The organism is Brevibacillus sp. AF8 (assembly GCF_021270385.1).
GTDB lineage: Bacteria > Bacillota > Bacilli > Brevibacillales > Brevibacillaceae > Brevibacillus.
Map to the genome: position 1 here is coordinate 130,885 of NZ_JAGQDN010000002.1, position 24,503 is coordinate 155,387.

Consider the following 24,503-nt stretch of genomic DNA (forward strand, 5'->3'; position numbering starts at 1 on the left):
GCTATAGCCTTGCTTCTAATACACATGGGCCTTCATTTCGTTTAGCATAAAGGCGGTCTTGAGAGCTTCCCGATTGCAAAACTGTTGAATCTCCGCAAGGTCCATCTGGGCATACAGCTTTTTGCGTAAAAAACGTTCAATGATATGCGGGAAAGTGAGATCGACAAAGAGCAAATGCAGTTGCTCCATCGAAAGGGGATTTTCTTGGAGATAGCCACGCAATATATGAGAGAACAATTCCTCGTTCCACTGGTCATTTTTTCGCATAGCAAGGGATAGAACACGGGCAATGTCTTTGGACGGAAAATCGTAACGAACGTCCTCCCAGTCAATGATCGCAATTCTTTGATTACTGACGAGCAAATTCCCATTATTAAAATCTCCATGACAGAGAAAATGGTTGGTTAAGGGTTCCCTTTTCCATTTCGAAAAGTATGGAGAGGATATCAAATGTTCCTTTGCTGTGATCCCGGCTTGTTTAAAAAAAGGAAGGTATTCCGCGATCACAGCGTATTTTTGATCATTCTTCCCGGCATATTGAAGCTCCCACTTCTCAAGGGCAGCTAAATCTGTCTTGTACTCCACGGTCCATTTTTCTGCGCCATTATAAAGGTTGCCATGCTTGGAAGAAAAACCGAGCGACCTCATATGAAATTTGCCCAATACCGAGCCGATCCGTTCCATTCGAATAGGGGAGTTATACGCGATATTTGGCCAGGATAGCCTTTGGTGGAGAACGAAAAGATTTTCCTTATGAGTTATGTAACGCTTATTATTTTTGGTTCGTTGAATGTCGGGGATGAGTACGTCTTTTTTCCGCAAATGCGCTTCAGCATCCAGGATGAAATGTAAACGTTCCTTTTGCAGAGGGGAAGCTTTTCCAATGAATTTGCCATTGGTTGTTTCCAAGTAAATGACGAGTGATTTGGGTGTATCCCGAATGGTCTTGTGATGCAAAACAGTCATGTCGTATTTGATCTGGATTTTTTTGATGAGGTCGTCCACTGCTGATGCCCCTCCTTGCGTACAGAGCTACAAGTATTGTACGGAAGAAAAGGTGTGAATGACACTAAATATCTACTTAGCTGGCAAGGGAAGAGGGTGCCAATTCATCTCGCGTAAAAAATGACTCAGCTCAGTAAACTTGGCGATTCGTTCCTCACGTGTAAAAGATGCGTTAGCCCCACTTGTAGACGGGACGACAAACACATAGCTGCCGGACCAATCTTCTGTCCCAAAGTACCTGATTGGCTGAAGCCCCAGTGAAATTGCTTGTTTTTTTTGTCCAGTCGCGTGACGAAAAGCAGTAATGCCATTAAAACAGATGACACGAGGCCGGTAAGTCTGGATCATTTGGACGAACAGCTCTGCCCCTGCAGCAAAATCCTCATTGCGCAGGTCTGTTGCGGAGCGGGTAGGGCGTGAGACCAGATCGGTAATACCATAGTTGTAGTCTAAGAGGGTAGCAGTTTCCTCTGGCAAGAGCTTGTGAGGTGTCAGGCCTCCTTCGTACAATCCGCGCCAAAACAGGTTGGCTGGATTGGCGTAGTGAAAACCCGTCGTAGCTGATATACGCCCTGGATTGATCCCGCAAAATAAGACTGCCAAATCGCGGCGTATGTATGTAGGCAACCATTTTTCTGTGAACTCGACCAAAGCGAACCCCTCCTGTTTACCACATTGTAGCACATCAGTGAGCGCTTTCAGAAAGAAGCAAAAAAAGCTGCCAGACTCGGCAGCTTCAGGTTATATTGGATCAAGTAACGGATCTTAGAGCTGGGGATGCGGATACGGCAGCACTTGCTGTGGCTCGTTGAACGTGAATTGCTCCATTTCATTCCGGACGTATCTTTTCGTCTCGAATGGAACGACTTCTTGTTCTTCATTACCCCACAACCAATTCGACAGCATTTGTATCATAAGGATACCCTCCACTTTGTGGAAATGTTTTACATGTTCATCATACTCCAGTTGAGGGCATTTTTGGTTGGGCAGGTGTGAATAAGGCGTGAAGAAATCGTGGATAGAACGTGAACAAAATTGAAGCGATTTCACAGGGCTTCGAAAAAAAGCGAAAAGAAATCCGCCTGTACGAACGGACTCTTTCCGCTTTTTTGCCATGTCATTTCTATGGATTGGTGGACCACAGTCCAGCGGATTTCACAAAGATGCGTTTGTTCAGTTTCAGCTGGCTAACCACGAACTCAGCAATATCCTCAGGCTGCATCGTCTTCTCAGGATTTCCGTCTGTCAGACCCAAGTCCAAAGCCAAATCGGTAGCTACCGTACTCGGAGTCAGCGCCGTGACGCGGATATTGTGTTTGCGTACTTCAAGAGCCAAAGACTCCGTCAGACCAAGAACACCGAACTTGGATGCGCTGTACGCACTGGTAAGAGGAGCACCTTTTTGTCCTGCTGTGGAAGAGATGTTGATAATGTCACCGGCGTTTTGTTCAATCATACCTGGGAGCACCGCGCGAGTCACGTAATAGACACCCATCAAGTTAACTTGGATGATTTGCTCCCATTCACTTGTTTCCAGCTCCATGAACTTGCCGAATTTGGCAACGCCCGCATTATTGATCAGGATATCAATCTGACCCAGTTCATTTTTGATAGAAGCAACAGCTGTTGTGACAGCATTGTAATTGGAGACGTCTGCGGTCGCAGTCGCTACCTTGACGCCGTATGCTTCTACTTCCTTGGCGACTTGCTTCAGACTTTCCTCAGAGCGAGCCAAGAGACCGAGATGCACGCCTTCCTTTGCGAGAGCGATCGCAATTGCGCGGCCAATACCTTTACCTGCACCCGTAATGAATGCGGTTTTTCCTTTTAGATCGATAGCCAAACGAAAAACACTCCTTTTTCAAGACAATAGGAATCTCATGTATATTGTGCAGTGTACTAGCATTTATCCCCGGAGGGAAGGATGCACTTTTATGTACGTAGGTTACGAAAAGTAACTGTTGGAAATGGAAATGTCCTCCCTGAGTAGGGAGAACATTGGGGAGCAAGGGGAGAACTGCTTACAGCTTGTATACGTCTGTGTATTTTTTCTCGAGGTAATTCATTAAGTAAGTAGCATTTGTACCTTCGCCAGTAATCGCTTGAACGAGTTCACGAGGGCTCTTCATTTTACCGTACTGATGGATTTTTTCCTTGAGCCACTCACGGATCGGCGCGAAATCGCCTTTTGCGATCAGCTCCTCGTAACCGTTAATCTCATTCTCCATAACGTGGACGAATTGTGCCGCATACACATTACCCAGCGAGTAAGTCGGGAAGTAACCGATCATTCCGCCTGACCAGTGGACATCCTGAAGCACACCCAATGTATCTGTCGGTGGCTCGACACCCAGGTATTCTTTCATTTTTTCGTTCCAGATTTTTGGCAGATCAGCCACCTGAATGGTTTGATTGATCAAGCCTTTCTCGATTTCGTAGCGGATCATGACATGCAGGTTGTACGTCAACTCATCTGCCTCTGTCCGGATAAAGGAAGGAGTAACAGCGTTAACCGCACGATGCAGATCTTCTACAGACACTCCTTCGAACTGGGTAGGGAACGCTTTTTGCAAGTCCGCAAAAAAGTGATTCCAGAATGGCAGACTGCGTCCGACCATGTTTTCCCAGTAGCGGGATTGAGACTCGTGAATCCCCATGGAGGTACCATCGCACAGTTGTGTGAACAGCAGTTCTGGATTGATGTTCTGCTCGTACATCGCGTGTCCAGCCTCGTGAATACAACTGAAGAGTGCAGAATTGAAATCATTTTCAGCGTAGCGCGTCGTAATGCGAACATCCCCAGGGTTGAAGGTGGTGCAGAACGGATGCGCACTACGATCCATGCGACCAGACGTGAAGTCGTATCCGATTTTCTCGAGGATATAACGGCTGAATGCTTCCTGGTCTGCCACTGGGAAGTTTTTTGTCAAGAAGGATGTGTCTGGCTTGTTCGGAGAGTCGGCGATCGCTTTTACCAGCTTGACGGTTTTCTCACGCAAGGTAGCAAAGATCGGATCGAGCTGGTCGACAGTCATGCCAGGCTCATACATGTCCAAGAGGGTGTTGTATTTGTTTTTGCCGTCATGACCCCAATATTCGATGAACTCGAGCTGGAAGTTCACGATTTTCTCGAGGTACGGCTGGAACATGGAAAAGTCGTTGTTGGCACGAGCTTCTTCCCACACTGTTTCTGCCTTGGCGGTCAGTACAACGTACTCTTGATGCCTGTCAGCAGGAATTTTCTTGTTGCGGTCAAATTCCTTTTTGCATTCCAGCACACTGTGACGGGTAATTTCATCCAATGTTTCGAGGACAGATGGCTCACTCAGCTCTGTCAAAAGCGCTTCCATTTCTTTAGATGTCGCCAGCTTGAATTGCTCGCCTGCCAATGTCCCGATGATTTCGGAACGGGCATCCATTCCATTGCGAGGAGCTTGTGTAGCCTTGTCCCAATAAAGAACGTTCAGTGCTTGCGTGTAGCTGGTTATTTTCTTCACATAGTCACGGAATTCGGCCGCACGTGTTTCCACAGTCGTTGACATAGGGTTCCTCCTGTAAATTTGTCATGTTCTGGTAATCAATATGTAAGTCATGCAGTCAAAAAATTTTTACTACTGAATATTATATCGGTTTAACAAAAAATTACTAGGTGGATGCGGCAAGCATTTGTCGGTATAATCGTAGAGGATACGAATGTGTTACTTATTTGCGACGACAGGAGAATGAAGATGAGTCAATCCAATCCCCAATGGGAAAATGAGATAGCAAAACGCCGTACCTTCGCCATCATCTCCCACCCGGATGCGGGTAAAACGACAATGACGGAAAAGCTGCTCTACTACGGCGGAGCCATCCGTGAAGCAGGGATGGTCAAAGGGCGCAAAAATTCCAAGCATGCCACCTCCGACTGGATGGAGATCGAGAAAAAGCGTGGAATCTCCGTTACGTCCAGTGCGATGGATTTCGAATACAACGGACACCACATCAACATTTTGGATACACCTGGTCACCAGGACTTCAGTGAAGATACGTACCGTACGCTGACGGCTGCTGACGCTGCTGTGATGATTATCGACGTAGCAAAAGGGGTAGAGGCACAGACCATCAAGCTGTTCAAGGTCTGTCGGATGCGGGGTATTCCGATCTTTACGTTCGTGAACAAGCTGGACCGTCACGGTAAAGATCCATTCGAGCTCTTGGAAGAAATTGAGCGTGTACTGGGTATTCGTTCTTATCCGATGAACTGGCCGATTGGGATGGGCAGCTATTTCAGCGGCGTATTTGACCGTATGAAGTCTCGTGTCGAGCTGTATCAAAACAATACACAGCACGAGGAAATTTCCTTTTTCCCTGTTGAGGGAGCAGAAGATCCATTGATCGGTGATCGTGTTGGTCAAGAACTGTGGCAGCAATTGCAGGACGAAATCTCTCTGCTGGATGTTGCGGGAGATGAATACGATCCTGAACTGATCAACAAAGGGCAACTGACGCCTGTTTTCTTCGGTAGTGCCATCAATAACTTCGGTGTACAAACATTCCTGGACAACTTCCTGCAAATGGCGCCAGCACCTTCCGCGAAGAAGAGTACAGAAGGCTTGATCGATCCGTATACGAACGCGTTCTCCGGCTTCATTTTCAAAATCCAAGCCAATATGAACCCAGCTCACCGAGATCGCATCGCTTTCTTGCGTATTTGCTCCGGCAAGTTTGAGCGGGGAATGTCAGTCAAGCACGTCCGTCTTGGCAAAGACATCAAATTGGCGCAGCCGGTACAGTTTATGGCACAGGACCGCGAAATAGTCGAAGAATCGTTCGCGGGAGATGTCATCGGTCTTTTTGACCCGGGCATTTTTCAGATCGGCGATACACTCTGTGTCGGAAAATCATTTGAGTACGAAGAAATGCCGCACTTCTCGCCAGAGTTTTTCTCCAAGGTGATGGTGAAGGACGCGATGAAGCACAAGCAATTCCAAAAAGGAATCATGCAGTTGACCGAGGAAGGAACGGTGCAATTATTCCGTACCCATCCGATGGAAGAGCTGATTCTTGGCGTGGTAGGTGTGCTGCAGTTCGAGGTACTTGAATACCGTTTGAAAGCCGAGTACGGGGTAGACATCATGCTGACTCGTATGCCGTATCAAATCGCTCGCTGGCTCGAAGGGGAGAAAGCAGACCTCGATGCTGTGAAGAACCGAACCGTTTCCGACCGTTATGGCCGTCCGGTTATGCTGTTTGAGAGCGAGTACCAGCTGCGTGTCGCGATGGATAAGTACTCGAATATCAAGTTCCACGAGAGTTCTCTCGGTTTGAAAACTGTTCATTCTTAATTGAAAAAGAAAATGCAGGGCCTCCCGATCACGGTGAGGCCCTCTTTGTCCATTTCACGAATTCCACGACTCATTTGGACAGCATGGACTAGAACTCGATGGCAAAAAATCTGACCTCATCCGTAGCATTTGGAAGGGTAACCATTCCTTTCTCTTGCAGACCGATTTTCTTTAGAAGGTTGGCTGAAGATGCATTATCGGGGTTAGTGATTGCTACGATGCGCTTTAAGCCGACAACTTCTTTTCCGTGGGCAAGAACAGCAGAGGCTGCCTCATACGCGTAGCCTTTGCCCCAGTATGCGGGCAGTAAGGCAAAGCCGATATCGACATCCTCCAACGAATCTCTCTTGATCAGTCCACATAAGCCGATCGGAACATTTCCTTCCTTCAGCTCTGCCAAATACAGACCAAAGCCAAGACTCTCGTACATCGCGACAGCACCATTCAAAATATAGTTGCGGGCGTCTTCCGTCGTACGAAGACCACGATCGCCAATAAATCGAATCCAAGAAGGCTCATTCATGAGTTTCAAGACAAAATCTGCGTCTTCGGCAGTTTGCCAGCGGAGGATGAGACGATCTGTTTCCAGCACTTTCAAAGGAACGACACCAGCCTTTGCTTTTTGGATTTATCCAATAATTTGCATTTCTTTGGGAAACGACGTCAATACTTCTACGCCATCCTTCGTGACGAGCACATTGTCTTCAATGCGGATGCCACCGATCTTCGTGTTATAAATGCCTGGTTCAATCGTGAAAACCATGCCCGGGATGAGCTCTCCTGCTGCTTGGCTATGAACGTAAGGAGCTTCATGTAGCTCTAGTCCGATTCCGTGCCCGACACGATTGATGAAAAATTCTCCATAGCCCCGGTCCCCAATGACAGCTCGTGCAGTTCGGTCAACCTCTGCGATCGGAGCTCCTGGTCGAACGGCCTGTATCCCGGCCAGATTCGCTTGCAAGACCGTATCGTACATGTCTAGCAATTCTGACCCTATTTGACCAACTGCAAAAGTACGAGTCAGATCCGATACATACCCATCGACATAGACCCCTGCGTCAATCAACAAAACTTCTCCTGCCTGAATCGCATGTTCTCCTGGGTCACCATGGGGCAGTGCTGATTTTTCTCCCGCCAGTACAATCGTTGAAAAGGAAGGGCCTTGGGCTTTTAGCTTTTTCATTTGGTATTCCAGTTCTGCTACGACGTCCAGTTCCGTCATCCCTACGGATATCAGAGGGAGCGTACGGCGTAGGGATTCCTCCATCACCCAAATTGCCCGCTTGATGGTAGCGATTTCAGATGCATCCTTGGACACACGTATATTGGACAGCAGTTCTCCGACATCGACTGCTTCTGTAGCGTGCACGATCGAGACAAGCGACTCATATGTTTTCGCTGTCAAATGGTTCTTCTCCACACCAATGTGAGTGAGGGGAGTTGGAAGCAGCTGCTGAAACACAGTCAGTGCATCCTGTGAATCATCATGCGTGTAAATCATAATGGCTGGACAAGCCTCCCGTGCTTTTTCACCGTCCAGCAGTGGAACGAAGAGGAAGGGGGACTCACCTTTCACCAAAACGAGGGCCATAAACCGTTCATGTGGCTCCGTCAAAAATCCGGTAAAATAGTACACGTTTTTGGGATGCGTCATAATCAATGCGTCCAATTTCCTGCTTTCCATGTACGCGTGCAGCTTTTCCAATCTTTCTTGCATCCAGATCACCCTTTTTTAATGGTAGACAAGGTTAGGTTCTAAAAATGACAGGTGTCAAAACGGACAGGATCTCGGCTTCTTCAACAGTGGAAGGATTGTACCACGTATGAAGGAGAGAGGAAGGGAAGTGAATTGTGTCTCCTTGATCGAGATGGTATTCTGTTTCGTCGACGACGATGGTGACACATCCTTTAACGACATAGTAAAACTCTTCCCCAGGATGCTGAAAGGCGACATGCTTCGTCTGTCCGGGTGGCAACACGTTGAGGAGGGGCTCAAGTGCTCTGTCAGGGAAATTTCCACCGATTCGAACGTACTTCACAGGTGACCCTTCAATCTGCAACGTTTTACGCCTTGCAATGGGGGTGTGGTACGTGACATCTTTTTCGACTTCAAAGAAGTACGTAATGGGGACACCCAGACATTCCGCAATTTTCTGGAGAGAAGTAATCGCGAGCGAACTATTGCCGCGCTCTACCTGTGATAAAAAACTGACGGAGAATCCCGATTTCTCGCTTAAATCCTTTAAAGTAAGCTCCTGCTGAATACGAAGTGCTCGTATTTTTTTGTAGATGTGCTCCAAAAAGTCACCTCCTGACAAAGTCAACTACGGTATTACAGTAAATATTACGGTAATACAAAAATAAATGCTACATCTATTCTGAATCTTCCTTCTTCTTTTCGTATCCTACTTGTACCATTCGCTTCATATACTGGAATAAAGACAGGCCGTTAGAGAGGAAGGGAATGTTTTGAGAGCTCTCCTGTTAGTGGTTTTGTTTCTTGTTGCCTTTGACATGCACGCGCAGACGCCACTTCTTGCGCCGTATTTAAACGTATTGGGTGTATCCGCTGCGATGATTGGTTTCGTGCTCGGGGGATATGCGATCAGCAACTTGACAGGCAACCTGCTCGCAGGACCTTTTCTCGATCGCTATCCGAAAAAATGGTTTATCGCAGGTGGATTGATTTTGGCTGGTGTGATGCTGATTGGTCAAGGCATTGTGCAAAATACCGCGGGTTTCTTTACCTTTCGGCTGATGCTCGGGTTTTTGATGGCGTTTGTTTCTCCTGCTTGTTCTGCACTGCTCGGAGAAACAGGGAAGACGGCACTTGAGCAGGGCGAGATCATGGGAAAAAAGGGATTGGTCCTTACCTCGGCAGGTATCGTATCCCCGGCAGTCGGTAGCTTTTTGGCGGTGCAGTTTGGTTATGGTCAATCATTTGTGATTCTGGGTTACATGATGATGATTGCTGGCGTTTTCGCTTGGATGATGCTGCCCGATAGAGTAGAGGGAAGCGTGCCGTCAACGCCAAGGATGAAAGGTGGGGGCAAGCAGAGCCTAACCGCCATCCTGGAAAATCGAATGCTGTATCCAGCGTTTCTTGGGGGATTTGCGATCATTTACGCACAAGGAACGATCATCTATGAAGTGCCTTTGCTCATCCAAAGACAGGGGATGTCCCCGGCCGTTACGGGGATATTATTCAGCTTGAAAGGGTTGGGAGCACTTGCGATTTTATGCCAGTTTTGGCTGCATCGCGTCCCTGTTGAGACGAGAGCGTTTGCCGGATTGGGTGTGCTCAGCCTTCTTCTGTACGCCCTGGCAATCGGGCTGGCGATTCCGATTCACGTCATGATGTTTTTCTTCGGTGCATGCTTTGGGATGCTGTTCCCTGCTTTTGCAACCGTTTTGACAGTACATTCACCCCGAGAGTTATACGGGAGTGTGTTTAGTATTTACTCGGCGGTTTTGTCAATCGGAGCGGTATTGAGCCCAATATTGGCAGGCTTGCTGGGGAATTGGCACCATTCCTACTTCATTGCGTTTTTTGTAACCGCGGGTGTCTGTCTGATCGGGGGACTGCATCGATTCTTGTTAAGCGGGGTTCCACGCTAGGAGGATATGGACTTTCTGCTTAGTAAGCAGGGGGTCTTTTTTCGTTTTCAAAATAAAAAGTTGAGCATCTTGCCATGATCCGCTATAATACCCATTGTGATTATGATAATTATTCTCAATGAAAATGCGGTCGAGTAGGCATTTGTCGCTGCTAGATGGCATGACGCAAATGGAGGAACACACCCATGAAAAAAACAGCCAAACTTTCGATAGCCAGTGTCGTATTGGCAAGCCTCGTTACAATCGTGAGCGCTTGCTCTGGCCAGTCGAACACTGCGAGTCCAGAGACACAGACGGGCAACAGCCAGACCGCGACACCAGCTGCGGAAGCTTCACGAGTACTGAAGGATGCGTTGGGGAATGAAGTAACAGTCCCAGCTAAACCGCAGCGCGTGATCGCTTCTTATCTGGAGGATCATTTAGTAGCGTTGGGAGTGAAGCCAGTTGCTCAATGGTCAGTAGGGAACAACCAGGTACAAGGCTACCTGCAAAAAGAGTTGGCGGGTATTCCAGCGATTCCTTACGATCTGCCGCCAGAGGTCGTGATGAGCCACAGCCCCGACCTGATTATTTTGGATAGCGCATCCCTGGTCCAAGGGGACAAGTATAGCCAGTACTCAAAAATCGCTCCTACGTACACCATTGGAAAAGAAAAGAACAGCGATTGGCGCAAAGAGCTCCTGACAGTAGGAGAAGTCCTCAACAAGGGAGAAGAGGCGAAGAAAGTGCTGGCGGATTATGAGACGTTTGTAGCCGAGTCGAAGCAAAAGTTGCAGCAAGCAATTGGGGAAAAATCAGCGGCAGCGCTGTGGATGACGGGGAAAAATGTGTACGTAGCACGTCAGGACTTGTCTAGCGGTGATGTGCTCTACAAGGATCTCGGGTTTAAGGTGCCTGCTATCGTTCAGGAAATCTCCAAGTCAGGAGAAGCAAACTGGAACGCGATCTCTATGGAAAAATTGGCTGAACTCGATGCCGAGTACTTGTTTATCGTAAACAGTAATCCGACTGCTGTAGAACAACTGCAAAAGGATGCAATATGGGCGAATATCCCTGCTGTGAAGAATGGAAATGCGTATACGTTTGCGAAAGATTCCAGCTGGCTGTACACAGGCGTCATTGCCAACCGCCAAATGATTGAGAATGTACTCAGCAACGTTATTAAGTAAGAAGAGAAAGCCTATCCACCCTTTGACGTTTTGTACGAAGAGTGGATAGGCTTTTTACATGTGTTCCTTGCTATCATGGGATTGGGATCGTCTGGATTTTACGTGCTTCAATTCCGCCACGATAATAAAGCTCACGATGACAAGTAAAAACCACGAGCTGATTTTACTGAGATGCACGAGCTCCCAGCCTGCTCTTTGATTCGGATAATTCCAAGCGCCGAGGAACGTCGCTATATTTTCCGCAATCCAAATGAAAAAACCGATCAAAAAGTAGCCAATAGGGATGGGCATGAAAAACCGCTCGTTCGCGACAGTAAAATATACACGTGTTTTCCAGAAGACAATGAAAATAGCTGCCATCAGCACCCAACGCAAATCCCAAATATAATGGTGGGTGAAAAAGTTCAGATAGATCATTGCACCTAAAATGGTGGCGATAATCTGATTCGGCCAACCGGTGAGAGATACCTCTAGTCGACGCCAAGCTTGACATAAGTAGCTCGCGACACTGGCGTACATGAAGCCACTGTAAAGAGGAACACCAAACACTTTGCTGTACGCATCCTCTGGATAGCTCCAAGATCCCATATGTACCTTGAATATTTCCAAGCAGAGCCCGATCACGTGAAAGACCGTGATGACCTTCAATTCGTCCCGAGACTCCAAGCCGCTTTTCACCATGAAAATCTGAAAGAGGAGGCAGAGCAACAGCAGGAGGTCATATCTTGGCAAACCAGGAATGGTGACGAGTTTGGATAAGGCGAGCGAACCGAAAATAAAGACCGGAAACAAGCAAGACATGGCTTCTTGATAACCGAAATGAAGCAATAGACGCATATATCGTATCATTTGTCTGTCCTTTACGTTTACGAGAGTAGTTTCAGAGGGCTAATCCGTAAGCACAAACCGCACAAGCCTATTAATAGCGGAAGGGAGCACGCTTACGTGGCCCTCATCTTCGAATTTGATGAAGCTTACTTGAACACCTTTGGTAGCGAGTGATTCCATGCGCTCGACGACCCGTTGTGCACCCTCGACCATGAAGGAGAGCTCATCGCCGCCAACAATGACAAGCAGCTTTAGTTCATGATCGCCTTTCCAATGGGCGATGAAGCGCTCTTGCTCTCTTAATACCTCGTCGTTGCCCCACCAGACGGAAGGGCTGCCTGATACGACGTGTGAGAAAAGCTTCGGACGCGAGAACATCGTATACAGTGTGAAATGACCGCCCAACGAGTGGCCGAAAATCGCCTGTTTGCTCGGATTTACCTGCCATTCGGAAGAAACAGCTGGCATCAGCTGCTGTTCAAGGAAATCGAGAAACAAATCAACTCCACCATGCTCTGGCCAAGGTTGCCCATTCGGTCGGTCAGGAAGTGTAGCTGCGTCCACAGGCATGGTCAAATCGTAACAACGGCGGTCCATGTCAAATGGCAGACGGGAGGGATAGCCGATTCCTACAACAATGGCTGGGTTGAAGCCCTTGGGCTTGCGGGTTTGCAACTTCACTGTCTCGGCAATCGTTCCGAACATCGCATCGCCATCTACGGCATAAATAACCGCATATCCTTCGGGAGGGGCCTCAGCTTCCGGAATCGCAATCATAATCCGATAGTCATGACCTTGGCTTGATTGCAGTGTCCACTCTACACAATTACGAGGGGAGTAGTCGTTTTTCTCTATGATTTTCATTTTGCAATCAATCCTTTCACATCGTCAATGACTTTCCTATGTGCGATCAGGCCGCCACTTAACCAGTGATCTCCCTCTACTTTAAACGTACGACCATTCCTCACAGCCTCCATGCTTTTCCAAACAGGACTCTCTGTTAATTCTTTCTCGAAGGCATCTCCCGTACCAGCATCATTGATGAGGAAAATATAGTCCGCATCCAAATCAGGTAAGCTCTCCAGTGATAAATTGATGTCACCGCCGGATACAACCTGGCTTGGCAAAAAGCCTAGCTCATTGGTAAGGACATATCCACTGAAGAAATCGTACTTGATGAAAAACATCCCTCTGCCATTGAAGCGAATGATCGCTGCTTTTTTGCCTTGGATATGAGGGGCCAGCTCCTTTTTGGCTGCCTCGACATGCTCCTTATATGTCTGTAAAGCTTTTTCAGCTTCCGCCGACTTGCCCAACAAATTGCCAACCACGCGTACGGAAGATTCAAGATCAGCATTTGCTTGCTTGAACACATATGTCGGCGCAATCATCTTATATTTATCGTACACGCCGCTTTCGATATGGTTGGCATTGTGCAAGAGGATGAGATCTGGCTCATGGGCCATAACCGCTTCCGGCTCTGGAGGCAATCCACCTGTGAAGGCAATGGACGGCACATCTTTTAGCTGATCTTGCAAATACATTTTTGGTCTTGAGCCAGAAGACCACTGCACGACCGGAGCAACGCCCAGTGCGACCAAAGTATCTTCCAGATTGGGAGCGAATATTTTGGCAGGTGCGGCAGGCAATGTCACCTCGTTACCCATTTCATCTTTTAGAACCCGCGGGTAGGTAGGCTGGTCAGAAGAGCTTTTTGCCGATCCTGCGAAATTCCCAGTCGCAGACGAATCGACCTTCTGCGTCACTGCCTCACTGCTTACGTTGTTCCCACAGCCTGCTGCCAGTCCAGCAACGAGCATCGTCGTGGTCAGCATCAGCGCAAGACTTGTTTTCTTTGTCATACAAGTGGAGTCCCCTCTCGTTGATAATGTTTCTCACTCGGGAACATTATAATTCACCCAAGAAAGGGGCTCCATGGACAACACCTTGAATCGCATTTGGACTTTTCCCCGTTACCATCAGCAGCATCTCATCCAGCATACGGTTCATGGCGACCGGTGAATACTCGTACCACGGATTAGAAGGCAAGGGGTAGAGATACCCATTTTGAACAGCGCGAAGTCCTCTCCAAATCGAATGGTGCTGGAGAGTCAGCCAGCTTAGACGTGTCGACTCATCCAGACAAACGAACAACAGGATTCGCTCCGGGTCAATGCTCGCAAGCTGCTCGAGTGTGATTGGCCGATTGCAAGGTTCCATTTCCTCTTCCACAAGAGAAAGCTGCAAATCGTCGCATAGAAGCTCCTTCATTCCCTTGTTGTTGTAAAGATGGATGCCATCCCGATAAAGTCGAATGATCGCAAATTTATCTTGTTTGAGCACGGATTGCAGGTCTGCTCGAACGGCAGCAACCTTCGCCTCATAAGAAGCGATCCAGGCGTCACAAGCTGCTTCTTTGCCCGTGTAACTGGCAACCTCACGTAATTGCTCCTTCCAGCCAGAAGATTGGAGGGTCATTACGTCAATGCCGTGTGCGGACAAACGTTGTCTGGTAGTACCGGCAAGCTCTATGTGGCTAATGACAACATCCGGCTTGGCACCTAGAAGCATGACTTCCTGATCGTCATCGTTCCACGTTGTTTCGACCGCTTTTAGATGAACCGCGATCTGTTGCTGATACTGCTGATAGTAATAGGGGGTCCACTTCGCATCCAAAGGAGCAGCGACTGGTATAATCCCCAGTACTACTAGATGTCCCAGCAGGGAAGGGGAGTAGACGGCAACTTTGCGCGTGGTAGCTCTTTCATACGCGGAGGGGGATACACCCACTTCCTTTTTGAACTTCCGGCTAAAGTAAAACTCATCGCTGTACCCGATTGCTTTCGCAATATCGCGCAGCTTCATATCCGTCTCGCGTAACAATCGCTTGGCGTGATTGATACGCAGACTCGTTACATAATCCATGACACTTTGTCCGTAAGCTTTCTTGAACGAATCGCCAAAATAGCTCGGACTTAAGTTCGCCATCGCTGCCAACGTAGTTACGTTTAATGGACGATCGAAGTTACAGATCATATAGACGCGAACCTCGTTGAGTGACATTTTGCGACTAGGCTCGTATTCTTCGTTATGCTTCATGAATCCATCCACCTTTTCAGGCACGTGCAGATGCTTGTGATAATGATAATTATTATCTATGAATGGTGACGAAAATGATAGAGGAAGAAAAAATAAGACGACCGCTCCTACTGTAGGTAGGGAAGCGATCGCCGCCAGTTCAATTATGGATTACTCTTCGCCGGTCGCTACCGGATTATCTGGATACGAGCTCCAATCACTCCAACTGCCCAAATACAATTTCACATCGGTTCGACCTGCAGCATGGAAAGCGAGCAAATTGGAGCAAGCCGTCACGCCTGAGCCGCAATAGACGATCAATTCTTTATCAGCGTAAGGAGCGAGACGCTTTTGCAGCTCGTCTGCTGGAAGCATTGTCTGATCCGCAGCCAGGTTGTCCTTATAAAAGAAATTGTGCGCCCCGGGTATGTGACCTGCTTTTGCGTCGATCGGTTCGTTCTCGCCGCGGTAGCGTTCTGGTGCACGAGAATCGAGCAATACAGTATGTTCACTGCGTTTTTTGACACCTTCCATGTCAACCAGCATATCGTGACGTACATGGGGGACGAACTGACGAGCTTGTACAGTAGGTACTTCTGCTGTTACCTCATAGCCAGCCTTTTTCCAAGCAGCGTATCCGCCGTCGAGGACAGCTACCTGATCGTGACCAAGGTATCGCAGCAGCCACCATAGCCGTCCTGCCATCGCCATTTCCTGATCATCGTAGGCGATGACAGTCGTGTTGGCATCGATTCCCGCATTTGAAAAATGGGCAGCCAGCAGATCCGTATCTGGTAGGGGATGACGTCCACCATGCTCGCTTTTGGTGCCAGAAAGGTCACGGTTCAGATGAAAGTAGAGGGCTTGCGGGATATGGTCCTTCGTGTATTCCTCTGCACCTGCTTCAGAAGCACTTAAAGCAAAACGACAATCGACGACCACCAAATTTTCATCGTTCAGATGATCCTTGAGCCATTGAGGTGTGACAAGTGCTTGCATGAATCTCCCTACTTTCTCTTTTTTCTTCATCATAGCAGATGGCAATCCAATCAGGTACAATAATTACGGAAAAGTGGTTAGTAGAGAGGAGAAGAGAGATGAAGCGTTTCATTCGCTATTTTTTAGAGGGGTTATTGTTTGTCATTCCTTTGGCAGTGACAATTTATATTTTGTACTGGATTTTCACGACCGTGGATAACTGGTTCTATCTGCTGGTCCATAGGTGGTTTAATCTCCAAATTCCAGGACTTGGTGTCCTCTTGACTATACTTGGCATCACGATTGTAGGCTTCCTCGCATCGAATGTACTGACACGTGGAGTGCTTTCGCTGGTATCCACTGTCTTCGAGAAAGTACCATTTATCAAACTCATTTATACGTCCATCAAGGATTTGATCGGAGCGTTTGTAGGGGAGAAGAAGAGCTTTGACAAGCCGGTGCTCGTGACGCTATCCAAGGATGGAAATGCGAAGGCCATTGGGTTTATTACAAAGGAAAGCCTCGATTCTTTCGGTCTCAGCGACCACGTAGCAGTCTATCTGCCGCAGTCGTACAATTTTGCGGGAAATCTCCTGTTGTTTCCGAGTGATCAGATACAGCTGCTTGATACGGAAAGCTCAGAAGTCATGGCATTCCTGGTATCGGGTGGGGTGTCCGGAGGGCAGCAAAACGGTAACAAAAAAAGCAGCGATGCGTAAATCTATCTAATTTCGACTGTTCCACACAAAAAAGACACTCAAGCGAGTTTGAGTGTCTTTCATTTCAGTAACGTTAGCTGCTAAAAAATCCACTATGGCTGGAATATTTGCGACGATAGTGGCGATGACCGTATGTTCGATGCCCCATCTTCCACGAGGGCCGATATCGGTAATCACTGCTGCTGTACTTGTGATAGCCACGTCCGGTCATTTTCCATAAGAACCGGGCGCCTTTCTTAAAGAGGACCGCCACAATGACAACCGCAACGATCAAAATAACGGAACCGATCCCCAAAATCGTGAGTAGGACTGACATCCACATCGTCTCCTCGCCTAAAAGGTCTTACCTTTTTTACGGATGACTCCACAGGAAGTTTCAATTATCCCTCGGCATTCAAATATTTCTCATAGGGCGTGTAGTCGATTTCTTTGGATTGCAGGTGGGCAATGAGCCATTTATGGTCACGCTTGGGGGTTGCTACGATGTATCCCTTTACAATCAAATCTGTTGTAATGGTGGTTGCTTTCTCTTCTAATGCAATCTGGCCGATTTTCGCTGCGATGGAACGTCTCGCAACATCACGAAACAACTGTGGTACAGGATCAACCAGTTCATTGAGCAAGGTCAAACCCTCATCTGTCCAGAGCGAACGTGTCTGATCAATGTAATGGTCTTGCCAATCCAAGTCAGATTTTCCGTCTTGCTTGGGCATGGACTTGAGAAATTTGCGGAACATGAAGTACCCGCCAATCGCCATCAGACTTACGAGAACAATGGTCCAGCCAACGATAAACAGGGAAAACCCTGTAGACATTTCACCCATACCTTGTACACCTCATTACCAATATCCATTCATTAGTAAAATTGTACCTTATTTTGGTTCGGGCAACAAACTTTTTGTGCGTTTACCTATCCTAAGGGGTTTGCTCTTCCCAAGAACACATACAATTTAGTATGATTAGAATTAATCTTTATTGGGAGTTGACGCTCATGTTCAAGCTTGGACAACGCGTCGTCATTGTTGCCGACTCCTTCGAGCAGGGTTTGCCTTTGGGTGAATACGGTTACCTGATTGCTCGTGACCGCAATCCGGACAGCGCATTTTCCTGGGTTTTACGCATTCCGAAAATTGATAAGCATATCGCCGTTGTAGAAGAGGATATCGCCTTGGAGGAGCAATTGCTGGAGGAAGAAGCAAACCGCATCTCGCATGAGGCTTTACTTGACTTTGCATTGGCGACAAGGAACGAAGCACTGTTTCGACAACTGATGGGCATGGAAGATGCAGAAGAGGCAAATGACGAACCGGCGAAGGAATCAATGGAGGAATTTATCCGTAAAGTAAATATCAAAGCATGGATCTAATTGGTGATACAAGCATTTGAAACTTTTGTGAGGAAATGAAAGCGAGGCTGTTTCATGTCTGAATTTGTGACGTTTACCAATGAGCTTGGTCAAACCATCGATATGTCCCGAGAGGATTACCAGAAAAAAATAATTCCGCAAAATCTGGATAAGTACTGGGATGAAAAAGATAAGCTTCGCGATTTTGCGATGGAGTTGGTGAAGGGTCAATTTCACGAGCAAGCCGCTGTCGCTGCCGACAGGCTTCTCGAATTATACGGGCCAATTGAGTCTGCTCTCATTTTCCGTGCAGTCGTTCATATGCAGGCGAGAGAGTTTGAAAGCGCTAAAAAAATCCTGACAGATTGTTTGGAACGATTCCCGTCATCGGGTACGGCTTGCACCAATTTGGCAAAAATCTTCGCGTTTGAAGGAGATGAGCCAAAAGCGTTCGAGACTCTACATACAGGTTTGCACAAAGACCCGAATCAAGAAAATGGCTTGAACATGTTTGTCGAGAGCTTCTTGCAAAGAGGGAAAAAGGATGAGTTAAAAGGACAGCTGGAGGCGCTGGCAAGTAAAGAAGGAGCTTGGAGACCACAGCTTCAACTGGCTCGTCTTGCTTTGACGGAGGAGGACCTCCTGAATGCGATGAAATGGTACACGGTAGCGATTGAAGGAGCGAAGGATCGCTTTGAGGTCGTCATGACTGTGACTGGTGAATTGGGACAAGCGGGTTATGTCTATCAATTGATTCAGATTTGTGAAAAGTTCTGGACGCCACATTTCCCGTATCCGTATGCGGGCTTCAACTATGCCAATGCTCTGTTGGCGACTGATCAAATGGAAAAAGCAATCGGCATCCTGCGTAACATGCAAGAGCATTTGCCAGATAACTACAAGCCAATGGTCGATCACTTCCTGAATCGAGTACCTGGAGCGCTCGAAGTGGAAGCAGCCGCCCAACAGAAAGTCGTTGAGAGCCAAATGGATGATCCGACGACGAAGAAGAGCAAGTGGAAGTTTTGGAAGTAAATCGATAGCTAGAGCGCCCGGCATTTCACTGTCGGGCGTTTTTCTGTAAGAAGGGGGATTGTGCGATGCTGCATCATGTGGAAGTGAATGTCTCCAATCTGGCGCGCTCAAAAGATTTTTGGGGTTGGTTGCTGGAGGGTGAGCTGGGTTATACGCGGTATCAGGAATGGGCCAGTGGGGTAAGCTGGAAACAGAATGGCACCTATCTGGTATTCGTCCAGACAGAAGAGCGATTCCTCGACATTTCGTATCACCGTTGTCGTGTCGGTTTGAATCATCTGGCATTTTACGCACGGGATCGGGAACATGTGGAAAAGCTGCGGGAGGAAGCTGCTCGTCGCGGCATCTCCTTACTTTATCAGGATCGGCATCCCCATGCTGGAGGAGAGGGGCATTATGCTTTGTTTTTCGAGGACCCAGATAGAATAAAGGTCGAAATCGTGGCACCCTGATCTCCCCGGAACATATTAGTCCATGAAAAAACGGTGCAATCATCCCCGGTAGATGGTTGGCACCGTTTTTTAGAAGCCATCTATTTGAACTGGCTGGTGAGCCGCCGCTCTATATAGGCTACGCCTTGATACATCAGGGTAGCGATGACCGCGATAATGGCTAAGCTCATCATGACCAGGGTGAAATTAAACACTTGGAAGCCGTATATGATCAAATACCCCAAGCCTTGCTGGGATACGAGAAACTCTCCGACGATGACGCCTACCCACGAAAGTCCGACATTTACCTTCAGCGTTGCGAGAAGGGTTGGAATGGTAGCCGGCAAAATGACGAGCGTGAAGATTTGCCGTTTGCTCCCTCCGAGTGTTTGCACGACTTTGACGTAGTTTTGATTGACTTCCTTGAAGCTGGTGTAGACGTTGATCGTGGTGATGATGACCGAGATCGCGCACCCCATAGCTATGACGGAGAGCAAACCTGGACCAAAGCCGACGATAAAAACCGGACCGAGGGCTACCTTTGGCATACTGTTGGCAATAACCAGGTAAGGCTCTAGTACGCGGGAGAGAAAAGGGGACCACCATATGATCGTTGCCATGACGGTTCCCAGAATCGTTCCTAAGAGAAAGCCGATAATCGTTTCCCATACAGTCAAGCCAACATGCGGGAGAAGACTGCCATCTTGCAGCTGCAACCAAAATTGAGCCCAAATCTTGGAGGGATAGCTGAAGATGAACGCATTTATGGTATTGGTTCGAGCCAACAGCTCCCATAAGCCGAGAAAAACGAGAAAGAGGAACAGTTGTGTGGAAAAAACGGAAAAGCTCATACGCTTTTCTAGCTGCAAGTAGCGGCGATGGACGGATTCAATTTCCTTTGGCTGCATCAGACACTACCTCCATCTCTTTCCACACGCGATGGAACAAGTCTTGGAATCCTTCATGATTTCTGGCGTCGAAGGGCAGAGCATCCCGAATCGGGCTGGGTACGACAATCTCGCTGTTGATACGTCCCGGGTTGCGTGAAAAGATATAAACGCGATCGCCCATCGCGATCGATTCGGAGAGATCATGTGTTACAAGGACTGCCGTTTTTTTATGCCGACGCAGTGTTGAAAAAATCAAGTCTTCTAGCTTGAGTTTGGTCTGATAGTCCAATGCCGAAAATGGTTCGTCAAGTAACAGCACATCCGGTTGACAGGCGAGTGTTCGGACGAGGGCAACCCGTTGCCGCATGCCGCCTGACAGCTGCAGGGGAGAGGATTTGCGCACATCAGACAGCTCCATTTCATCCAGCAGATGCAGCGCGTACTCCTCTGTTTCTTTGGTTCGGATGCCTTGGATATCGAGTCCGAGAAACACGTTGTCTTCGATGGAGCGCCAGTTGAACAAATAATCTTGCTGCAGCATGTAGCCAACTTGCCTAGACGTTCCTTGGACTTCTCTTCCGTCGATCCACACCTTGCCTGCTGTCGGCTTCTCCAGCCCTGCGATCAGGGAGAGCAGCGTCGTCTTTCCACAACCGCTGGGACCAACCAGACAAATGAATTCGCCTTCCTCCACGCGCAGGTTAATGTCTTGGACCGCCATGAACGCCCTGGTCGTGGATAAATAAAGATGGGTCACGTGGCCGAGTTCTATTTTTGCCGGCGTAGAAGAAATCTGCTTCATGACGGCCTATTTCCCTTCTTTGGATTGGATAGCAAAAGTGGTGTTTACCAGCTTGTTGTAATCAGCGCGTTGCTTTAATTCACCAGCGGAATCCATAATATCTTGTAGCTGGTTCCATTCTTTTTCGTCCAGAATGGGATCTGTCGCATAGGAGCCTTGCTCCAGGTAACGCTGTACAGCGGTTTCCAGAATCTTTGGATCGATTTGCTCGAAGTACTTGCCTATTACATCAGCCGTTTCTTTTGCACTGTGGCTGGCAACCCACTGTTGCCCTTTGTAGACCGCATTGGTAAACTTTTGGATAGCTGCTGCGTTGCTGTCGATATAGCTTTGTTTTGTCATGAAGACAGTGTAAGGAACGGTTCCGCTCTCTTTGCCAAAAGAGGCGACGACATGGCCGATTCCTTCCTGTTCAAAGCGGGAGGCTTCCGGTTCGAACAACTGTACATACGCTCCTGTACCAGATGCGAAGGAAGAGGCAATGTTTTTGAATTCGATATTCTGAATGAGTTCCAGGTCGCCTTGCGGATTGATGTTGTGCTTTTTGAGTACATACTCCCCGACCATTTGCGGCATGCCGCCTTTACGTTGCCCCAAGAAGACACTGCCTTTTAGCTTGTCGAAAGTAAAGTCATCCATTTTGGTGCGGGAGACGAGGAAGGTACCATCCGTTTGTGTGAGCTGCGCGAAGTTGACAACGGGATCGGCAGCTCCTTGCTGAGAGACGTAGATGCTGGTCTCGGAGCCGACGAGCGCGACCTCGATGCCGCCAGATAACAGAGCCGCCATCACTTTATCTCCGCCGGGAATGGTTGAGAGCTCCACTTCCAGACCTTCTTCCTTGAAAAATCCTTTTTCAAGTGCGACATATTGCGGGGCGTAAAACAAAGAACGAGTCACTTCACCAATTCTTATTTTTTCGGGAGTGCTGGAGCAGCCAGTCAAGACGGCCGTCATAACGAGAAAAGCGGCCAGCCCCAGCGCCAAAAATCGTTTCATGATAAGGAGTCCCTCCTTGCTAGGCTTTGTATGTTGTAGGCTATGCGCCCAGACAAAAAAGGGTGAATGCCTAGAGATAGAGACAGGCACATGATGAGGGAAGGCCACAAAGGAGATGGACATAGCGTGATCGTTACATTTTTAGGCACCGGATCAGGTGCACCCACTACGCGAAGAAATGTGAGTGGGATCGGCTTGCGATTTTTACAGGCAGGAAAGTGGTGGTTGTTTGACTGCGGAGAGGGGACGCAGCACCAGCTACTGCGAGCACCGATGAAAATCAGTCAATTGGACAAAATTTTTATCACCCATCTGCATGGGGATCATCTGTACGGACTGATCGGACTGCTTGCGAGCCGGTCATTGCGCAATACCGAGCCAACTCCGTTAGAGCTGTACGGACCACCGGGGCTCGATAAATATTTTCGAGCGATCATGGAGGCAAGTCCGGTTCATTTGCAATATCCATTAGAAATAAAAATCGTCAGTGAGGGCGTAATCTACGAGGACGAAGAGATCGTGGTGAGCTGTCGGATGGCGAAGCATCGCGTGCCTTCGTTTGCTTATGCCGTGGTGGAAAAGGAGAAGACAGGAGCATTTCAAGTAGAACTGGCAAAGCAGGCCGGGGTGCCGTCAGGGCCGCTGTTTGGAGCCTTGAAGAGAGGAGAACAGGTCACACTCGAGGATGGTCGTGTTCTGGACGGGAAGGACTTCGTTGGAGAGCCGCAGCCAGGACGCAAAATCGTCTTCAGTGGAGATACGGAACCGAGCCACGCGGTACTCGAGCTGGCAAAAGGGGCGGATTTGCTCGTCCACGAAGCGACCTACGCCCATCACGACAAGGAGCTGGCGACCAGAAGCGGGCATTCCACAGCACGAGAGGCGGCTCAAATTGCCAAAGAGGCTGGCGTGAAACAACTGTGTCTGACTCACTTCAGTCCACGTTATGAAGATGAAGACGGGGATTTTTCGATGGAGGATTTGTTGGCAGAGGCGCAGCAAATTTTCCCAGCGACCCAATTGGCTGACGATCTCGGCAGCATTTCTGTCAAGCGAGAGAGAAACGATGGGAGAAAGAAATAATCCTTGCTATAATGAATGATCACGATGGAGGAGGTGGGGGAGCATGAAGCGGATTACCTTTGCTACACCAGAAGAACTTATTCAACATTGTCAGTCGGAAGAAGTCAGCCTCGTTGTCGAATATCGAGACGAAGTGAACAAGCAACGCCAGGTCATTTTGACGGGCGAGCAGCTTGCAGAGGCACAGACCTACCTAAACTTCTCCAAATCCGAAGCGTATTACCGGAAGGACGGACTTTTTTACGAAGTCATCGCAGGCTGGAAGTAAAACACATCGTCAGGAGATGAGTAGACGTGTCTGGCAGAGGTTCCAACCGGTCGATTGCGGTTCGCTACATGATGTTTGTGCTTGGCTTGTTCGTTGGTGCATTCGGTACGGTGCTGGCCATTAAGGCAAACTTAGGCGTAGCACCCTGGGAAACCTTTCACATCGGCCTGCAAAAAACATTTGGATTAACGATTGGCCTATGGTCTCAGATCGTAGGAGTCGTTGTCATTTTCGCCACGTATTTGGTGGCAAAAATCAAGCCCAATTTTGGAATGTTCTTAAATATGATTTGCTTTGGCTTTTTTCTCGATCTTATCTTATGGTTGGATTTTATTCCTGAACTGCAATCAATTTGGGCGAGGTTCTTGATGTTTCTCGCAGGTGTTGTTGTTCTGGCTGTCGGAATCGGGATGTATTTGTCTCCTTCTCTTGGTGCGGGTCCGCGTGACAGCTTTATGCTGGCGATGAATGAGCGTCTTGGCTGGAGTATCCAGCGAGTCCGCCTCATTATAGAAGTAACCGTCCTGCTCGCAGGAGCAGCTTTGGGTGGACCTGTGTCAATCGGCACGATTCTGATCGCGCTGTTAACGGGACCAATGATTCAACGGACGATTCCGTTTTGGCGTCAAGTTATGAAAAAACAGTATGAACTGCCCGAGCCTGTTGAAAGACAAGCGAGCTAATCTCCATTCAATTTGCCAGTAGCTGTGTAAAAATCCGGGAAAAACGGTCTTGTATAGGCGAAGGTCCAATCATCTTTGAGCATTCGCACATACAGTATGACTAGTTGCTGGCAAAGGAGGGAAAGCGAATGAGTCTGTTCAACGGAGGATTTGACGACTTTGCTTTAATACTGGTGTTGTTCGTATTGCTCGTTATCGTTGCTTGCTCTTGCGACTAACGAAAAACACTGGGTAGCTTCGCCAGA

29 protein-coding genes are annotated in these 24,503 nt (G+C 48.1%); 11 read left to right on the forward strand and 18 right to left on the reverse strand.

The genetic code is table 11. The features are described from left to right. Positions 1-15 precede the first annotated feature (15 nt). The 5 genes from KB186_RS03675 to KB186_RS03695 form a co-directional block, all read right to left on the reverse strand. Positions 16-1,005 carry a phosphotransferase gene (locus tag KB186_RS03675; RefSeq protein WP_173609705.1) on the reverse strand — a complete coding sequence of 330 codons (990 nt, stop codon included), beginning with the start codon at positions 1,003-1,005 and terminating at the stop codon, positions 16-18. A 72-nt stretch (positions 1,006-1,077) separates the two neighbouring features. Then, a complete protein-coding gene (locus tag KB186_RS03680) occupies positions 1,078-1,656 on the reverse strand; it encodes a mismatch-specific DNA-glycosylase (protein ID WP_173609704.1) in 579 nt (192 codons plus the stop codon). Positions 1,657-1,770: 114 nt separating this feature from the next. After that, positions 1,771-1,920, reverse strand: coding sequence for a hypothetical protein (locus KB186_RS03685; protein WP_162837744.1), 150 nt, complete (start codon positions 1,918-1,920; stop codon positions 1,771-1,773). 208 nt (positions 1,921-2,128) lie between these two features. Next, positions 2,129-2,848 carry a 3-ketoacyl-ACP reductase gene (locus KB186_RS03690; RefSeq protein ID WP_232773126.1) on the reverse strand — a complete coding sequence of 240 codons (720 nt, stop codon included), beginning with the start codon at positions 2,846-2,848 and terminating at the stop codon, positions 2,129-2,131. A gap of 178 nt (positions 2,849-3,026) precedes the next feature. Continuing rightward, entirely contained in the window at positions 3,027-4,547 is a 1,521-nt protein-coding gene (locus tag KB186_RS03695) for a carboxypeptidase M32 (protein ID WP_232773127.1), read from the reverse strand. Between the two features lie 186 nt (positions 4,548-4,733). Here KB186_RS03695 and KB186_RS03700 point away from each other — a divergent pair, with 186 nt between their 5' ends. Beyond that, on the forward strand, positions 4,734-6,332 hold the full coding sequence (locus tag KB186_RS03700) for a peptide chain release factor 3 (protein ID WP_173609701.1): 1,599 nt from the start codon (positions 4,734-4,736) through the stop codon (positions 6,330-6,332). Positions 6,333-6,420: 88 nt separating this feature from the next. Here the strand turns inward: KB186_RS03700 and KB186_RS03705 are convergent, their stop codons facing one another. The 3 genes from KB186_RS03705 to KB186_RS03715 are packed head-to-tail and all read right to left on the reverse strand — an operon-like array spanning position 6,421 to position 8,632. Further along, complete coding sequence (locus tag KB186_RS03705) at positions 6,421-6,930, reverse strand: GNAT family N-acetyltransferase (protein WP_217367030.1); 510 nt, start codon at positions 6,928-6,930, stop codon at positions 6,421-6,423. A 30-nt stretch (positions 6,931-6,960) separates the two neighbouring features. Then, a complete protein-coding gene (locus KB186_RS03710; protein WP_232773128.1) occupies positions 6,961-8,049 on the reverse strand; it encodes a M24 family metallopeptidase in 1,089 nt (362 codons plus the stop codon). 31 nt (positions 8,050-8,080) lie between these two features. Then, positions 8,081-8,632: a helix-turn-helix domain-containing protein gene (locus KB186_RS03715; protein WP_173609699.1), complete on the reverse strand. Its 552-nt coding sequence runs from the start codon at positions 8,630-8,632 to the stop codon at positions 8,081-8,083. 169 nt (positions 8,633-8,801) lie between these two features. On the opposite strand from KB186_RS03715, the gene KB186_RS03720 reads away from it, so the two are divergent. Both KB186_RS03720 and KB186_RS03725 read left to right on the forward strand, forming a co-directional pair. Continuing rightward, entirely contained in the window at positions 8,802-9,950 is a 1,149-nt protein-coding gene (locus tag KB186_RS03720) for an MFS transporter (protein WP_232773129.1), read from the forward strand. Between the two features lie 185 nt (positions 9,951-10,135). Next, positions 10,136-11,119 carry an ABC transporter substrate-binding protein gene (locus KB186_RS03725; protein ID WP_232773130.1) on the forward strand — a complete coding sequence of 328 codons (984 nt, stop codon included), beginning with the start codon at positions 10,136-10,138 and terminating at the stop codon, positions 11,117-11,119. A 54-nt stretch (positions 11,120-11,173) separates the two neighbouring features. Here the strand turns inward: KB186_RS03725 and KB186_RS03730 are convergent, their stop codons facing one another. From KB186_RS03730 to KB186_RS03750, 5 genes are all read right to left on the reverse strand, one after another. Beyond that, positions 11,174-11,968: a DUF817 domain-containing protein gene (locus KB186_RS03730; RefSeq protein WP_232773131.1), complete on the reverse strand. Its 795-nt coding sequence runs from the start codon at positions 11,966-11,968 to the stop codon at positions 11,174-11,176. A gap of 39 nt (positions 11,969-12,007) precedes the next feature. Then, positions 12,008-12,811: an alpha/beta hydrolase gene (locus KB186_RS03735; RefSeq protein ID WP_232773132.1), complete on the reverse strand. Its 804-nt coding sequence runs from the start codon at positions 12,809-12,811 to the stop codon at positions 12,008-12,010. Further along, complete coding sequence (locus tag KB186_RS03740) at positions 12,808-13,809, reverse strand: ABC transporter substrate-binding protein (RefSeq protein WP_221867187.1); 1,002 nt, start codon at positions 13,807-13,809, stop codon at positions 12,808-12,810. Before KB186_RS03740 ends, KB186_RS03735 begins: the two co-directional genes overlap by 4 nt. A gap of 46 nt (positions 13,810-13,855) precedes the next feature. Further along, positions 13,856-15,046, reverse strand: coding sequence for a helix-turn-helix domain-containing protein (locus KB186_RS03745; protein ID WP_232773133.1), 1,191 nt, complete (start codon positions 15,044-15,046; stop codon positions 13,856-13,858). A gap of 150 nt (positions 15,047-15,196) precedes the next feature. Then, positions 15,197-16,024, reverse strand: a complete 828-nt coding sequence (locus KB186_RS03750; RefSeq protein ID WP_173609842.1) for a sulfurtransferase — start codon at positions 16,022-16,024, stop codon at positions 15,197-15,199. A 98-nt stretch (positions 16,025-16,122) separates the two neighbouring features. On the opposite strand from KB186_RS03750, the gene KB186_RS03755 reads away from it, so the two are divergent. Beyond that, entirely contained in the window at positions 16,123-16,722 is a 600-nt protein-coding gene (locus KB186_RS03755; protein ID WP_232773134.1) for a DUF502 domain-containing protein, read from the forward strand. Positions 16,723-16,795: 73 nt separating this feature from the next. Here the strand turns inward: KB186_RS03755 and KB186_RS03760 are convergent, their stop codons facing one another. Next, entirely contained in the window at positions 16,796-17,038 is a 243-nt protein-coding gene (locus KB186_RS03760) for a hypothetical protein (RefSeq protein WP_232773135.1), read from the reverse strand. Between the two features lie 64 nt (positions 17,039-17,102). Further along, on the reverse strand, positions 17,103-17,546 hold the full coding sequence (locus KB186_RS03765; RefSeq protein ID WP_007724494.1) for a DUF2621 domain-containing protein: 444 nt from the start codon (positions 17,544-17,546) through the stop codon (positions 17,103-17,105). 167 nt (positions 17,547-17,713) lie between these two features. On the opposite strand from KB186_RS03765, the gene KB186_RS03770 reads away from it, so the two are divergent. From KB186_RS03770 to KB186_RS03780, 3 genes are all read left to right on the forward strand, one after another. After that, complete coding sequence (locus KB186_RS03770; RefSeq protein WP_012685928.1) at positions 17,714-18,088, forward strand: hypothetical protein; 375 nt, start codon at positions 17,714-17,716, stop codon at positions 18,086-18,088. Positions 18,089-18,142: 54 nt separating this feature from the next. After that, positions 18,143-19,102, forward strand: a complete 960-nt coding sequence (locus tag KB186_RS03775) for a tetratricopeptide repeat protein (RefSeq protein ID WP_221867183.1) — start codon at positions 18,143-18,145, stop codon at positions 19,100-19,102. Positions 19,103-19,167: 65 nt separating this feature from the next. Continuing rightward, on the forward strand, positions 19,168-19,554 hold the full coding sequence (locus KB186_RS03780; RefSeq protein ID WP_221867182.1) for a VOC family protein: 387 nt from the start codon (positions 19,168-19,170) through the stop codon (positions 19,552-19,554). Positions 19,555-19,634: 80 nt separating this feature from the next. On the opposite strand, the gene KB186_RS03785 is transcribed toward KB186_RS03780, so the two are convergent. The 3 genes from KB186_RS03785 to KB186_RS03795 are packed head-to-tail and all read right to left on the reverse strand — an operon-like array spanning position 19,635 to position 22,224. Continuing rightward, positions 19,635-20,441, reverse strand: coding sequence for an ABC transporter permease (locus tag KB186_RS03785; protein WP_232773136.1), 807 nt, complete (start codon positions 20,439-20,441; stop codon positions 19,635-19,637). After that, on the reverse strand, positions 20,422-21,225 hold the full coding sequence (locus KB186_RS03790; RefSeq protein ID WP_173609686.1) for an ABC transporter ATP-binding protein: 804 nt from the start codon (positions 21,223-21,225) through the stop codon (positions 20,422-20,424). The genes KB186_RS03785 and KB186_RS03790 overlap by 20 nt, the downstream gene beginning before the upstream one ends. Positions 21,226-21,231: 6 nt before the next feature. Further along, the gene (locus KB186_RS03795) at positions 21,232-22,224 is read right to left on the reverse strand and encodes an ABC transporter substrate-binding protein (RefSeq protein WP_173609685.1); all 993 of its coding nucleotides are present in this window, start codon (positions 22,222-22,224) and stop codon (positions 21,232-21,234) included. Between the two features lie 126 nt (positions 22,225-22,350). Here KB186_RS03795 and rnz point away from each other — a divergent pair, with 126 nt between their 5' ends. From rnz to KB186_RS03815, 4 genes are all read left to right on the forward strand, one after another. Next, positions 22,351-23,307, forward strand: a complete 957-nt coding sequence (gene rnz / locus KB186_RS03800; protein WP_173609684.1) for a ribonuclease Z — start codon at positions 22,351-22,353, stop codon at positions 23,305-23,307. Between the two features lie 43 nt (positions 23,308-23,350). Further along, positions 23,351-23,575: a hypothetical protein gene (locus tag KB186_RS03805; RefSeq protein WP_088907054.1), complete on the forward strand. Its 225-nt coding sequence runs from the start codon at positions 23,351-23,353 to the stop codon at positions 23,573-23,575. Between the two features lie 26 nt (positions 23,576-23,601). Next, entirely contained in the window at positions 23,602-24,258 is a 657-nt protein-coding gene (locus KB186_RS03810) for a YczE/YyaS/YitT family protein (protein ID WP_173609683.1), read from the forward strand. 128 nt (positions 24,259-24,386) lie between these two features. Further along, positions 24,387-24,476: a YjcZ family sporulation protein gene (locus tag KB186_RS03815; RefSeq protein WP_100169674.1), complete on the forward strand. Its 90-nt coding sequence runs from the start codon at positions 24,387-24,389 to the stop codon at positions 24,474-24,476. Positions 24,477-24,503: the final 27 nt, after the last annotated feature.

What these genes read in the sequence shown, in the direction of transcription:
- KB186_RS03685 (WP_162837744.1), bottom strand. Translation starts at nt 1,920, where the DNA reads ATGATACAAATGCTGTCGAATTGGTTGTGGGGTAATGAAGAACAAGAA.
- KB186_RS03695 (WP_232773127.1), bottom strand. Translation starts at nt 4,547, where the DNA reads ATGTCAACGACTGTGGAAACACGTGCGGCCGAATTCCGTGACTATGTG.
- KB186_RS03700 (WP_173609701.1), top strand. Translation starts at nt 4,734, where the DNA reads ATGAGTCAATCCAATCCCCAATGGGAAAATGAGATAGCAAAACGCCGT.
- KB186_RS03710 (WP_232773128.1), bottom strand. Translation starts at nt 8,049, where the DNA reads ATGCAAGAAAGATTGGAAAAGCTGCACGCGTACATGGAAAGCAGGAAA.
- KB186_RS03725 (WP_232773130.1), top strand. Translation starts at nt 10,136, where the DNA reads ATGAAAAAAACAGCCAAACTTTCGATAGCCAGTGTCGTATTGGCAAGC.
- KB186_RS03730 (WP_232773131.1), bottom strand. Translation starts at nt 11,968, where the DNA reads ATGATACGATATATGCGTCTATTGCTTCATTTCGGTTATCAAGAAGCC.
- KB186_RS03735 (WP_232773132.1), bottom strand. Translation starts at nt 12,811, where the DNA reads ATGAAAATCATAGAGAAAAACGACTACTCCCCTCGTAATTGTGTAGAG.
- KB186_RS03740 (WP_221867187.1), bottom strand. Translation starts at nt 13,809, where the DNA reads ATGACAAAGAAAACAAGTCTTGCGCTGATGCTGACCACGACGATGCTC.
- KB186_RS03745 (WP_232773133.1), bottom strand. Translation starts at nt 15,046, where the DNA reads ATGAAGCATAACGAAGAATACGAGCCTAGTCGCAAAATGTCACTCAAC.
- KB186_RS03750 (WP_173609842.1), bottom strand. Translation starts at nt 16,024, where the DNA reads ATGCAAGCACTTGTCACACCTCAATGGCTCAAGGATCATCTGAACGAT.
- KB186_RS03755 (WP_232773134.1), top strand. Translation starts at nt 16,123, where the DNA reads ATGAAGCGTTTCATTCGCTATTTTTTAGAGGGGTTATTGTTTGTCATT.
- KB186_RS03760 (WP_232773135.1), bottom strand. Translation starts at nt 17,038, where the DNA reads ATGTCAGTCCTACTCACGATTTTGGGGATCGGTTCCGTTATTTTGATC.
- KB186_RS03765 (WP_007724494.1), bottom strand. Translation starts at nt 17,546, where the DNA reads ATGGGTGAAATGTCTACAGGGTTTTCCCTGTTTATCGTTGGCTGGACC.
- KB186_RS03770 (WP_012685928.1), top strand. Translation starts at nt 17,714, where the DNA reads ATGTTCAAGCTTGGACAACGCGTCGTCATTGTTGCCGACTCCTTCGAG.
- KB186_RS03775 (WP_221867183.1), top strand. Translation starts at nt 18,143, where the DNA reads ATGTCTGAATTTGTGACGTTTACCAATGAGCTTGGTCAAACCATCGAT.
- KB186_RS03780 (WP_221867182.1), top strand. Translation starts at nt 19,168, where the DNA reads ATGCTGCATCATGTGGAAGTGAATGTCTCCAATCTGGCGCGCTCAAAA.
- KB186_RS03785 (WP_232773136.1), bottom strand. Translation starts at nt 20,441, where the DNA reads ATGCAGCCAAAGGAAATTGAATCCGTCCATCGCCGCTACTTGCAGCTA.
- KB186_RS03790 (WP_173609686.1), bottom strand. Translation starts at nt 21,225, where the DNA reads ATGAAGCAGATTTCTTCTACGCCGGCAAAAATAGAACTCGGCCACGTG.
- KB186_RS03795 (WP_173609685.1), bottom strand. Translation starts at nt 22,224, where the DNA reads ATGAAACGATTTTTGGCGCTGGGGCTGGCCGCTTTTCTCGTTATGACG.
- KB186_RS03805 (WP_088907054.1), top strand. Translation starts at nt 23,351, where the DNA reads ATGAAGCGGATTACCTTTGCTACACCAGAAGAACTTATTCAACATTGT.
- KB186_RS03815 (WP_100169674.1), top strand. Translation starts at nt 24,387, where the DNA reads ATGAGTCTGTTCAACGGAGGATTTGACGACTTTGCTTTAATACTGGTG.